Origin of the sequence: uncultured Collinsella sp., from assembly GCF_959026545.1 — a bacterium.
Classification (GTDB): domain Bacteria; phylum Actinomycetota; class Coriobacteriia; order Coriobacteriales; family Coriobacteriaceae; genus Collinsella.
Genome location: NZ_CAUFLV010000003.1, coordinates 107,071 through 119,589 on the forward strand (window position 1 = coordinate 107,071; position 12,519 = coordinate 119,589).

The 12,519-nt window shown below is 61.7% G+C and carries 12 protein-coding genes; 1 reads left to right on the plus strand and 11 read right to left on the minus strand.

Annotation, left to right across the window (positions count from 1 at the left end; all coding sequences use genetic code 11):
* Positions 1–8: 8 nt before the first annotated feature.
* The 6 genes from pstA to rpsA all read right to left on the minus strand — a co-directional run bounded on the left by pstA (position 9) and on the right by rpsA (position 7,060).
* Entirely contained in the window at positions 9–950 is a 942-nt protein-coding gene (gene pstA, locus Q5Q88_RS02550) for a phosphate ABC transporter permease PstA (protein WP_233546127.1), read from the minus strand.
* A complete protein-coding gene (gene pstC / locus Q5Q88_RS02555) occupies positions 943–1,854 on the minus strand; it encodes a phosphate ABC transporter permease subunit PstC (RefSeq protein ID WP_294159455.1) in 912 nt (303 codons plus the stop codon). The genes pstA and pstC overlap by 8 nt, the downstream gene beginning before the upstream one ends.
* Positions 1,855–1,887: 33 nt before the next feature.
* A complete protein-coding gene (locus Q5Q88_RS02560) occupies positions 1,888–2,820 on the minus strand; it encodes a phosphate ABC transporter substrate-binding protein (RefSeq protein WP_118653548.1) in 933 nt (310 codons plus the stop codon).
* Positions 2,821–3,533: 713 nt separating this feature from the next.
* Positions 3,534–4,961, minus strand: coding sequence for a Sapep family Mn(2+)-dependent dipeptidase (locus Q5Q88_RS02565; RefSeq protein WP_294159457.1), 1,428 nt, complete (start codon positions 4,959–4,961; stop codon positions 3,534–3,536).
* Between the two features lie 150 nt (positions 4,962–5,111).
* Positions 5,112–5,786 (minus strand): HAD family hydrolase, encoded by a 675-nt coding sequence (locus Q5Q88_RS02570; RefSeq protein WP_302741669.1) that lies wholly within the window; start codon positions 5,784–5,786, stop codon positions 5,112–5,114.
* A gap of 113 nt (positions 5,787–5,899) precedes the next feature.
* Entirely contained in the window at positions 5,900–7,060 is a 1,161-nt protein-coding gene (rpsA, locus tag Q5Q88_RS02575; protein WP_118653551.1) for a 30S ribosomal protein S1, read from the minus strand.
* Between the two features lie 300 nt (positions 7,061–7,360).
* Between rpsA and Q5Q88_RS02580 the strand changes: the two genes are divergently transcribed.
* Positions 7,361–8,362: a LacI family DNA-binding transcriptional regulator gene (locus tag Q5Q88_RS02580; protein WP_118653552.1), complete on the plus strand. Its 1,002-nt coding sequence runs from the start codon at positions 7,361–7,363 to the stop codon at positions 8,360–8,362.
* A 105-nt stretch (positions 8,363–8,467) separates the two neighbouring features.
* On the opposite strand, the gene Q5Q88_RS02585 is transcribed toward Q5Q88_RS02580, so the two are convergent.
* From Q5Q88_RS02585 to Q5Q88_RS02605, 5 genes are all read right to left on the minus strand, one after another.
* Complete coding sequence (locus Q5Q88_RS02585; RefSeq protein ID WP_294123898.1) at positions 8,468–8,785, minus strand: PTS lactose/cellobiose transporter subunit IIA; 318 nt, start codon at positions 8,783–8,785, stop codon at positions 8,468–8,470.
* Between the two features lies 1 nt (position 8,786).
* Entirely contained in the window at positions 8,787–9,329 is a 543-nt protein-coding gene (locus Q5Q88_RS02590) for a DUF3284 domain-containing protein (RefSeq protein WP_294123896.1), read from the minus strand.
* A 51-nt stretch (positions 9,330–9,380) separates the two neighbouring features.
* The gene (locus Q5Q88_RS02595; RefSeq protein WP_302741673.1) at positions 9,381–10,763 is read right to left on the minus strand and encodes a glycoside hydrolase family 1 protein; all 1,383 of its coding nucleotides are present in this window, start codon (positions 10,761–10,763) and stop codon (positions 9,381–9,383) included.
* A gap of 4 nt (positions 10,764–10,767) precedes the next feature.
* A complete protein-coding gene (locus Q5Q88_RS02600) occupies positions 10,768–10,941 on the minus strand; it encodes an LPXTG cell wall anchor domain-containing protein (RefSeq protein WP_118653555.1) in 174 nt (57 codons plus the stop codon).
* Between the two features lie 141 nt (positions 10,942–11,082).
* Positions 11,083–12,504 carry a PTS sugar transporter subunit IIC gene (locus Q5Q88_RS02605; RefSeq protein ID WP_233546129.1) on the minus strand — a complete coding sequence of 474 codons (1,422 nt, stop codon included), beginning with the start codon at positions 12,502–12,504 and terminating at the stop codon, positions 11,083–11,085.
* Positions 12,505–12,519: the final 15 nt, after the last annotated feature.

Here is a 12,519-nt window from a genome sequence, read left to right on the forward strand (position 1 = left end):
CTTGTTACTCATTCGGCCGTCATCCTTTTCGCCAGAGCCTTACCGGCCAAACGAGAAGCCACGTTGAACAGCAGGACGCAAATCATCAGCAATGCGGCGGTTCCCCATACGATGTGCTGCGCCTCGGGGCTTCCCTCACCGTAAATCTTGTAAATGTGCACCGCAAGCGACTCGCCCGGTCGGAAGATGTTCCATGCGCACGTGGGGCTTGAGAAGTTGAGCGAGAGGAAGTTCAGGCGCACCGGGCTCGACATGCCCGAGGTGAACAGCAGGGCCGCGGCCTCGCCGAAGACACGCCCGGCGGAAAGAACCACGCCCGTCACAATGGCGGGCATTGCGGCGGGAATCAGCACGTGGACCGTCGCCTCCCAGCGCGTAAGGCCCATGGCCAGGCATGCATCGCGCTGGTGCTGAGGAACGTCATCGAGGGCCTGCTGGATAACGCGCACCAAGATAGGGATATTGAACATGGTGAGCGCGACCGCACCGGAAATGATCGAGTACTTCCAGCCAAAATTCACCGAGAACACGAGGAAGCCGAACATGCCGACGACGATCGACGGCAGGGAGGACAGCGTCTCGATGGCGGTACTCGCGATGCTCGTGATGGGGCCGTCGGGTGCGTACTCCGTGAGGAACACGGCAGCCCCCAAGCTCACGGGAACGGAGATGATCAGCGTGATGAGCAACAGATAGAACGAATCGAAGAGCTGGTAAGCCACACCACCGGCAGCGCCGTTGGAGCGGCTGGGCTGCGTGAGGAACCCAGGAGTGAACAAGGTCGAAAGGCCCTCATATAGGATGTAGGCGACCATCGAGACCACGATGAGCATGACGAGTCCCGCGATGGCGGCAAGCGCCACGGTTGCGAAGCGATCGGCTCGGCGGGAACGGCGAATGATACGCATGTCCCCCATCTGAGCGGACGCCGCCTGAGAGATATCAGCCACGGGCGTTCGCCCCCTTCTTGCCAATGAGATGGATGATCAGGATGAAAATGAGCGACATACCCATGAGCAGCAGGCCCAGCGACCACAGGACGTCCTTTTGCACGGAGCCATCCGCATAAATCGCCATGCTGGTGGTAAGCGTGGTCGTGATGGTGGATGCCGGTGACAACAGGGACGCGGGCATGACCTCAGCGCCACCGATGACCATGCGCACCGCGAGCGTCTCGCCAAAGGCGCGCGTCATGCCGAGAATAACCGCGGTCATGAGCGAGGGAAGGGCGCTCTTGAGCACCACGTGCCAAATCGTCTGCCAGCGGGTATAGCCTAGGGCGAGCGAGCCCTGACGATATCCATCGGGTACGGCGCGCAGCGCGTCCATGGAAAGCGTCGTGACGGTAGGCAAGATCATGACGGAGAGCACGATGGCACCGGGCAGGATACCCATGCCCGTCTGCGTCCCAAACACGGCTTTACAGGCGGCGACCACCACATGGAAGCCGATGAGACCGAACACGACCGACGGGATACCCACCAGCAGCTCGACCATGGGTTGGAACACGCGCTTTCCGAACGCCGGGGCGATCTCAACCGCAAAGATGGCGGAACCAATCGCGATGGGAAGCGCAATTGCCGTCGAAAGCAGCGTGACCGCAAAAGACGTGATGATAAGCGGAAGCGCGCCGGTCTGCGGCAATCCCGTCGCCTCGTCGACATTGGCGAGGCTCCAATCAGTCCCGGTAAAGAACCCAACGACGTCGACACCGTCCTTGACGAAGGTCGAGATGCCCTTCTGCGCCACCATGACGATCAGCGCAAGGACAAGAAGCGTCACGAGCGCTACACACGCGCCCGTGACGCCCTGACCGACCCTCTCAAGGTTGCGCTTGGGCATGTGCTTTGCCATACCGCACCTTTCGAGAATTCGTGACTTCAACAGTTACTTCTTGGAGACCTTGCCCTCGGCATCCTTGGTCACCAGCATCTCGGAGACGGGGATGAAGCCCTGCTCCTCAACGAGGGAGCCCTGGACGTCGTCGGAGAGCATGTAATCGAGGAACGCCTTGGTGGCGTCGTCGGCATCCTCGGCGCAGTACATGTGCTCGGTCGCCCAGATGGGGAAGCTGTTGTCGAGGACGTTCTTGCTCTCCGGCTCCACGCCGCCCACCTTGATGGCGGTGAACTTGGAGTCATCGAAGTGGGAGAAGTCGATGTAGGAAATGGCGTTATCGGTGGAGCCCATGAGGGTCTGGACGTCGCCGGACTTGTCCTGCTCGGGCTGAGCCGGCTTATAGGTATTCTTCTCGTCACCGAAGACGGCGGCCTCGAAGGTGGCGCGGGTGCCGGACCCCTCCTTGCGGTTGACGACGACGATCTCAGCGTCGTCACCACCGACCTCGCTCCAGTTGGTGATGGTGCCGCCGAAGATTCCCTTGAGCTGCTCGAGGGTCAGGTCGTCGACGGTAACGTTCTTGGAGACGATCGGGCCCATACCCACGACGGCGACCTCATGGTCGACGAGCTTGGCGGCAGCGTCGGCATCGAGCTTGGTCTCGGCGAAGACGTCGGAGTTGCCGATGGTCACGGTTCCGGAGGAAACGGCGGTGAGGCCGGCGCCGGAACCATTGCCGGAACCAGAGATGACGCAGTCGGGGTTCTCGTTCATGAACTGCTCGGCCGCAGCCTCGACGAGCGCCTGGAAGGAGGAGGCACCGTCATAGGTGACCTCGCCCGTCACGGTAGCGGCGGCATCGGCGGAGCCGGCAGCGGGAGCGTCAGAGCCACCGCAGCCAGCCAGACCAAGACCGGCGACAGCGGCAAGACTGCCAGCGAGACCGAGGAAGGAGCGACGAGAGCAGGAATAATCGAACATGGTTCTCCCTTCGAGAGCAAACGTGCGCAATGCGCGCGGACGGTCCGGGGCGTGTCCTTAAGGCCCCCATGGGGAACCTTCAACTCCCCATCCGTCGTACCGCAAGCACAATACCGCGCGTTCGCCGCCCATTCCTCCACGTTCGCCGTCTCTTACGGCTCTCTGACCATCCATTACCGCCCGCTGCGCCCCAGCTTACCCGCGGCTTACATAGACGACTGAGATTGACGCCCATGCGTTATGCCGTGGACAACCACCCGGCCAACCCGCCACATTCCCCCTGCCCATTCGAGGGCGAACGGCGTTTGAAGCATCTTCCAAGCCGATAAAGGGGGTCTTTATTTAAAAAGTGAGGGGTTTATTTGGCAACAGCTGAATATACACGCACGTTCTTCCGTCGAATCATGCGGATATGGTCCAGCTAAAGCGTGTGCATACGGCGAGCCGGGATAACCGCTCATATTCTATTTTTTAACCCCTCTTACGGGGACGTTTCGTCCTCGGGCGGCCCGCGGTACCCGTTCGTCCCGAGTCGTCGCCATGGCGTCTGCGGTACAGGTAGCCGCCAAACACCATGGAAAGCGCAATGATCACGAAGCCGAAGATTTGCTCCCAGAAATTGGGCACGATTGCCTCCCGTCCTATCCCTGCATGCATACGATACACACGTGCAATGGGGCACCGTGGCTCTTTCTCCGCGGCGCCCGCGTCTCTTACAGCTCGAGCTCGTTGAGGCGAAGAATAGCCAAGATATACATCTTGAGAGCGTCGCGCAAAAGCGCCTCGTTCGCCGCCTCGTTGGGACCGTGCATGGTGCCTGCCCACTCGGGAAGTTCGAGGTCGTTGTCCTCGGGGCCGAACGACACCGCACTCTTGAAGTTGCGGGCATAAGTGCCGCCTCCCATGGAGAACGGCTCGGCATGTTTGCCCGTAACCTCGCGATATGTGTCGAGCAGCGCCTGCACGGCGGGGCTCTCCGCCGAGGTTGAGAACGGCTCCTTGGTGCTGTCGAGCACGAATTCTGCACCATACCGCGCCGCGTGGGCACGGCAGATCATGGACATCTCGTCGCAGGTGATCGAATCGGGATAGCGAACGTCGATGGTCTGCGAGATACGCCCGTCAGAAACCTTGATCGTGCCCGCGTTGCAGGTGAGCGGACCGAAAGCCGCGCTCTCCGCCTCGATGCCCAAACCCTCGCCTGCCGTTCCCTCATGCACGATGGAAAGCAGGTTGAGATAGGTGCGCTCGCCTTCAGAGAGGAGATCGGGCCGCTCGGCCGAGATCTCCTGCAGATAGTCGACAATCAGAGCAATGGCATTGACGGTACCCTGAGGCAGCGAAGCATGTCCGCCGATGCCCTTGGCGAAAATGCGGGACCGCCCCTCCCCGAGCGGCTCAACCGTCAAGCGCTCCGCATGAGACCGCGGTGCGGGAAGCTCAGAGACGGGGACTGCAAGCACACACACCGACTCGCTCGGAATGGCATTGGTGGCATCCGCGCCACTCCACGACTCGATGGCGCCGTCTTTGATAGGCGCACTCACGAACATGCCGCCAAAGCAACCCTTCTCGGCATTGCAAATGGGAAACTCTGCATCCGGCGTGAAGAGGAACAGCGGCTGCTCATGAGACTCGAGGTAATGGTGGACGTCGGTCATCCCGACCTCCTCATCGCACCCCAAAAGCGCGCGGAAACCGTAGCGGGGCTTGATACCGCGGCTCAGCAGGTATGCACCGGCGTATAGCGAGAGCACCGCCGGGCCCTTGTCGTCGATCACGCCGCGGCCAAGCAGCCAACCCTCGCGGCGCTCCATCACATAGGGGTCGGTTGCCCAACCGGGACCAGCGGGAACGACGTCGACATGCGCTATCGTAGCGATGTGCCCATCAAGCTCCCCCGCGATATCGGCGATGCCGACGTAGCCCTCATCGTCCCCCGTCTCGTATCCAAGGCGATGGGCGATGCCGAGAGCGCAGTCGAGGGCATCTCGCACGGTGGCACCGAAAGGAGCGCCGGGCATCGATTTCCCAGCATCGGCGACCGAAGGATGCGCGACGAGGGCGGCGATGTCGGCCACCACATCCTCCCAGACCTCATCGACATATGCCTCAATGTCATCCATACTTCCAGTGCGCATGGGCACTCCCTTCATGAAGACGTTCAATCTAGACCATTGTGCCCCATAAACCGGATGGGGCAAAGCCCGTGAGCAAACCCTCGGCAAGCGGACCCGGGTCTCTCGGCAAACAAGCGGCGCGGCGCGACCGAGGTGCGAGCCGCGATTCCGCTAGGCCACACCCAGCACGCGCGCCACCTCGAGCATAGAACCGCAAGACACATCCGCGGCATCATGCTCACCGGGTTGGGCGGCACCCGTGTACACGCCGATACAGGGGACACCGCAGGCGTGGGCACCCTCGATATCGTTGAGGCGGTCCCCAACCATCACAACGTCGGCGGCGTCAACGCCCATATACTCGAGGGCATCGCGGATGGAGTCCGCCTTGGTGAGGCGAACGGGCTCATTGAGGCCCATGACGCACTCGAACCGATCGGTCCAGCCGAGCTGATCGACCATACTCCGAGCACCCGACTCCTTACGCGACGTCGCGATCGACATACGCCGCCCCGCAAGCGTTAGACGATCGAGCAGGAAGGGCACGTCGTCGATTGGCGGGAAGTCGGAGGGAGTGACGGTCTTGTCGAACAGCTCGCGATACTCTTGAGTGAGTGAGAGCGCAGTGTCGTGCGTCACGCCGAACGCGCGCTCGAATCCCAACACGAGCGGCGGGCCCAGGAGCTTGCGCAAATCGGCATCGGTGGGCTCGATGCCCCGCGCGCGGAGCACGGCGCGCGCAGTTCGCATGACGGCTCCGCCAGTGTCTGCCAGCGTGCCATCGAAGTCGAAGAGGACGACGGAACGGTCTCGAAGACGCGCGGGCATCTCGGAGTCGGCGATCATATACGGCTCCCTTCAACGTCCATATATGCCATTTGGGATGAAAAGACCCCGACGGGCCCGTGCCCGTCGGGGTCTGCAGCGAACCTAAGGTTCAAAGGCGCTACACCGGAGTGCTACTCGGCGTCCTCGGCCTTCTCCTCACCCTCGAGCGGGGTGACCTCGATCTCGATGCCGAGGGTCTCGGCAGCAGACTTCATGGAGAGGGAGATGCGACGACGATCGAGGTCGATCTCCATGACCTTGACCTGGACCTTGGCACCCACAGCGGTGACCTGGGCCGGCTGGTCAACGTGCTTGTTAGCCATCTCGGAGATGTGGACCAGGCCCTCGATGCCGTCACCGAGGTCAACGAACGCGCCGAAGGGCACGAGCTTGGTGACGGTGCCCTCGACGATGGCGCCGACGGGGTACTTCTTGACGAGCGCGCGCCACGGATCCTCGGTGGTCTGCTTGAGACCGAGGGAGATGCGCTCGCGATTCAGATCGACGTCGAGAACCTCGACCTCGACCTCCTGGCCGACCTTGACGACCTCGGAGGGGTGGTTGACGTGGTTCCAAGAGAGCTCGGAGATGTGGATGAGGCCGTCGATGCCGCCCAGATCCACGAAGGCGCCGAAGTCCACGATGGAGGAAACGGTGCCCTTGAGACGCATACCGCTCTTGAGCTTGGAGAGGATCTCGGAGCGCTCGGCCTTGCGGGACTCCTCGAGGACAACGCGGCGGGAGAGCACGACGTTGTTGCGGTTGCGATCCATCTCGATGACGCGGGCCTCGATGGAGGTGCCGAGGTAGGAGGTGAGATCCTTCACGCGGCGAAGGTCAACGAGGGAGGCAGGCAGGAAGCCGCGGAGGCCGATGTCGAGGATAAGACCGCCCTTGACGACCTCGATAACCTCGCCCTCGACGTTCTCGCCGGCGTTGAACTTCTCCTCGATGCGGTTCCAGGCACGCTCGTACTCGGCGCGCTTCTTGGAGAGAACCAGACGACCGTCCTTGTCCTCCTTCTGGAGCACGAGCGCCTCGATGGAGTCGCCCAGCGCCACGAGGTCGGCGGGGTTGGCATCCTTGCGGATGGAGAGCTCGCGGACGGGAATGACGCCCTCGGACTTGAAGCCGATGTCGACGAGGACCTCGTCGCGCTCGATCTTCACAACGGTGCCGTTGACCAGGTCGCCCTCATCGAAATCGGTGATGGAGTTGTCGATGAGGTTGTTCATCTCCTCGGTATCGACGTCGTCGAGGGAGAAGATGGACGAGTTCTGAATCTCACTCAAAGGTGGACCCCTTTCGAACTACGGGGCCCCGATTACCTGACCTGCAGATGGTTGCGTGCTTTGAGGGCGATATCGCCGCCAGCGCGCGCGCACCGTTTGGAACAATCTCGGGGGCCGACAGATACTATCGTGAAGCATATGCATTCACGAAACAGTAGGTTACGTGGAAACAAAGTCGTTTTCAAGCGTCAACTGCGATTTTTTCGTACTCGGCAATAAACCTTTCGCGAATGGCGCGCCCCTTCCTCGAGCCCTCACGTAAAATGCTATACACAAATCGATTCAATTCCAGGAGCCCTTGTGTCCACCATCCAAGAAGTCGCCAAACGGGCCGGTGTGTCGGCGGGAACGGTCTCGCGCTACCTCAACGGCCATCAACTCAAAGCGGGCAATCAATCTCGCGTCGAGGCGGCGATTGAGGAACTCGGGTACCGCAGCAACTACCTTGCCCGCAGCTTGCGCTCCAACCAGAGCATGTCCATCGGTCTGCTTATCAACAATATGCTGAACCACTTTGCCGTGAGCGTTGTTGCGCAGGTGGAACGCGAGATGGAGCTCAATGACTACAATATCATCCTCTCTGGATTTCGCGAGGATCGCGAGGTCTTCATACGCAAGCTCGAAAATCTCATCGACCGCCGCGTGGACGGCCTCATCCTCTTCGAGGCGATTGAGGACGAACGCGCACGCAAGCTCATCGAGCAGAGCGGGATCCCAACCATCTCCATATCCAACCCCCTTCCCTATCCATGTGTCGACAACATGCTCGCCGCCAATCGCAAAAGCTGCCGCGAAGTGACGCGCCGCATCATACACGCAGGCCACGCACGCATTGGCGTGCTCGCCGGCATCCAAGAGGAATACGTCTCGCGCGAGCGCTTGGCAGGTGTGCTCGAGGCATTTGACGAGGCGGGCCTGCCGCGCAACAACGCCGTGGTGCGCATTGGCGACTATCCGCGCGAATGCGGGTATCGCGACATGATGCACCTCGTCTGCGAGGATCACGTGGACTGTGTCTTCGCACTCAACTACGGGCGTAGTCAAGGCGCCCAGCAGGCGTTAAACGAGCTTGGGCTGCGCATCGGCGAAGACATCTCGTTCGCATGCTATGACTACCTGGACACCAAGACTTACTTTCACCCGAGCATCACCACGGTGTGCCCGCCCTCGCTCGAAATCGGCACGAACGCCGCGCGCGAGATCCTCTCCATGATTCAAGAGGGGCGTTTGGGCAGGGGTCGCATCACGTATACCGACGAGGACATCGCCTGGTTGCCCTCCATCATCGGCCTGGACGCATAGCGCACTGGTAATTGGCGCCCGGCCCATAACGCGATGGCCCCGCAACCGACTTGGGTTGCGGGGCCATCGCGTTTCTGCAAGATGTCGGTCGGTCGTTGAGCGCGCCTAGGCGTTCTTCTTCGCAAGGTCGATGAACTTGCCGGCCAAGATCTTGAAGGTCTCGGCGCTCATGAGCTGGTCCTCGGCGTGAATGAGGATGATGCTCGGGTCGATGTGGTCGCCGCAGGCCTCCTGGGCGATCATCTCGCCGTGCTTAGCGTGACCGACCAGGAAGAACTGCTCGCCCTCGGCGACACGGGCCTCGGCCTCGTCGATCTTGCCCTCGCCGGCGAGGTCGATGGCCTCGATGAAGCAGCTGCGGGCGGAGCCCACGTTGGCGATGATCTCGAAGCAGGCCATCTCGATCTTGTTCATGTCTTCCATGTTATTCCTCGCTCTCCGCGGCGTTGTCAGCCGCACTTTGGCTCTCCTCCGGCAGTTCGCCGTTGGCGGATACCGAATCGGACTCGTCGTCTCGGACGGAAGCGCCGCTCGCCTTGATGTAGGCCTCCATGTCACGCAAACGCTTCTTGATTTTACGCTTGGCAAAGGGGCTGTACAGAGTACCCATGAGTTTGCCGTTGAGGTCGTTGAGGGTCTTGTCGCCCTCGTAGCCCTCCTCGTAGACGACGCTGATGGCGTCCTGTCCCTCGATGGGCTCAATCTCGTAGCGCACGGTGTTGACGCCGCGCGACGAGGTGATGGAGGCGGCGTACAGGCGCGGGGGCTCGAACTCGGTGATCTTGGTGGTGACATGCTGGGCACCGCCGAGCTTGGCGTTCAGCGTCTTCTGATAGGTGAACCCCGCCTTGAGCTTCTTTGCCGGCACCTTCTTGCCGCGCGCCTGCTCGACGTCGTAAAGCACCGACGTGACGATGCTGTCGAAGAGGTCATCGGCACTGATGCCCATCTTGACCTGTACTTTCATTAACCCTCCTCATAGGGGCGCCCCGCCACGCGCAAGGGCGCCCTCGTGTCGCTAGAAGCCGCGGGACTCGGCGAGCTGCTTGTACCAGCGACCGCTCTTCTTAATGCGGCGCTCCTGCGTCTCGAGGTCGAGCTCGACCAGGCCGTAGCGGTTCTTGTAGGCGTTCAGCCAGCTCCAGCAATCGATGAACGTCCAGAGATGATACCCGATGCAGTTGGAGCCCTCATCGATGCCGCGGGCGAGCTCGGTCAGGTGCTCCTTGATGAAGTCGATGCGATAGTCGTCCTGGATGGCGCCATCGGATCCGCGGAACTTCTCCTCGCCCTCGACGCCCATGCCGTTCTCAGACACGATCCACTCAATGTTGCCGTAGTTGTCGCGCAGGTTGATGGCGATGTCGTACAGCGCGTGCGGATAGATCTCCCAGCCGCGGTGCGGGTTCATGCGACGACCCGGCATGGCGTACACGTCGTAGTAGTACGTGGGCATGAAGGGCGCCTCGGGGTTGGGCAGGCTCGCACGGGCGCAGACGCGCAAGGGCTGGTAGAAGTTAACGCCCAGGTAATCCACCGTGTTGTCGAGGATGATGGCGAGATCGGTCTCGTCGACCACGGGCATGAGGCCGTGCTTCTTGATGAGCTCGACGAGCTCGGGATCGTAAGCGCCGTGCACGCTCGGGTCCAGGAAGCTCTTGTTGGCGAAGAGCTCGGCGATGTGGGCGGCGCGAGCGTCGGCGGGATTTTCGGAACGCGGATAGGCGGGCGTGAGGTTGAGCACGATGCCGATCTTGGCGTCGGGCAGGACCTCATGGCAGGCACGGACAGCCAGCGCGCTGGCGAGCGCCGTGTGGTAGGCAACCTGTGCCGCGGCCTTAGGGTCGACCTTGCAGGGATAGTGGTACTGCTGCAGATAGCCGCACTCCACGTGCACGATGGGCTCGTTGAACGTGTACCAGCGCTTGACGACGTCGCCGAACAGCTCGAACGCAATGCGGGCATAGCGTTCGTAGAGGTCGACGACCTCGCGGCTTTCCCAGCCGCCGCGCTCCTGCAGGGCGACGGGCATGTCGAAGTGGAACAGGTTCACGAAGGGCTCGATGCCCTCGTCGCGCAGCGTGCCGAACACGTTGCGGTAGAACTCGACGGCCTCGGGGTTGGGGTCGCCCTCCGGATCGGGCAGCAGGCGCGACCAGCTGATCGAGGTGCGGAAGGAGTTATGCCCCGTCTCGTGCAGCAGCTCGATATCCTCGCGCCAATGCTCGAAGAACGTCGACGTGTCGGCTGGACCGACGCCGCCGTGGAACTTGTAGGGCTCCTCCTCGAACCAGAGGTCCCAGATATCCGGGGCCTTGTGATCGGCGGTATGAGCGCCCTCCGCCTGGGCCGCGCTCGTGGCACTACCGAAGTAGAACCCTTCCGGGAACTTGACGTCCATCGTCTTACCTCTTTCTCTTCACGAACAGGTAGATGCCGCTCACGATGACGATTGCCAAGCCGCCCACGAGCAGGCCGAGGCTCATCTCAGAGCCGGCGGCGGCACCGAAATTCGACATCACGATGAAGAAGAAGCCCAGGCCCATGATGAAAACGGCCCAAGGAGATCGAAATCCCATGAGTAGCAAACCTTCCTCTAGGTAAAAGGGCCACCGGCGAGTCAGCAGACCACCGGCGGCCGACGGGCGTGACCCGCATGGAGCATATGCAACCACTGTGGGCCACGCGAATCAATCGTTGAAAGCCGAAGCCCTTAACGCCTAGGCAGCGGCCTCGGTCTTCTCCTGCTCCTTGTTCGCAAGGATGACGAACGGGAGCCAGATGATGAAGGAGACAGCGAGGTTCAGGAGCGCGACGAGCGCGGCCATGACGTTGCCGCCGGTGGCGAAGAAGGCGTACAGGCCAACGGGCATAATCCAGGGAACCTGGATGTAGACCGGCGGAATGATGCCGGCGTAGGTGAAGCCGAGCGCGATAGCGGCGGTGATCACCGGGACGAGCAGCCACGGGAAGAAGTAGATCGGGTTCAGCACGATGGGCATGCCGAAGATGATGGGCTCGTTGATATTGAACACGCCCATGGGAGCGGCCAACTTGGCGATGGTCTTGGAATCCTCACGCTTGGAGAAAAAGAGGATGGCGATGATCAGGCCGAGGGTAAGACCGGAGCCACCCATCATGGTGTAAGCGTCGAAGGAGCCGCGGGTCCACATGTAGGGAAGCTGGGAGAGGTCGCCGGTGGCGTTCCAGACGGCGAGGTTCTCGAGCAGAGCGGGGGTGTAGATGCCCTCGGTGATGGGGGCGAGGACGTTCATGCCGTGAATGCCGAAGAACCAGAAGAGCTGGGCGAGGAACTCGACGAGCAGGACCGTGAAGAAGCCGGAGGACATGCCGAGCAGCGGGCGCTGGATGAACTCGGAGATGAGGTCGTTCGGGTAGGAACCGGAGACGACGACGCAGATCTGCGTGATGATGGCGGACACGAAGATCGCCGCGACGCCGGGGATCATGGCCACGAAGGCGCTGTTGACCGCGGGCGGCACGGAATCGGGCAGCTTGATGGTGAGCTTGGCCTGGATGAGCTTGATGTAGATCATCGTGCAGACGAGGCCGAAGATCAGGGCGGTGAACAGGCCCGTGGCGCTGGTGAGCGCCGTGGAGATCATGCTCGAGCCCACAACGTCCATCGTAACCGCACCGGCGTCCGTCACCGTAAGACCGGTGAGGCCGGCGGCCTCGAGAGCCTTGACCGCATCGGGGGTGACGTCGGCCAGGGTGTAGGCGAAGCTCGGGGCGAAGTTCATCGTGGCCACGACGGAAGCCAGGGAGACGGCGCCGCCGGAAATCGGCGAGACGTCATAGGACTTGCAGAGGTGGTAGCCGAGGGTGAACGCGAAGCAGAGCGCGAGAATGGAGATGGAGCCGTTGTACACGTTCACGTTGACGTTGATGAGCTGGGTGCAGGCCTCGGTGAAGGCGTTGCCCGCGCCCCACCAGGTGTTGGGGAGGTCACGGAAGAACACGTTCAGAAGCGTTGCGACGGAGCCGGCCATCGTGACCGGCATGATGGAGATAAAGCCGTCACGGATGGCGACGAGGTGACGCTGATTGCCGATCCTCTGCGCGATCGGCATGAACTTGGTCTCCATCCAGTGCATGAAACCGTCCATGGGTGATGCCATGTCGTCTCTCCTTAA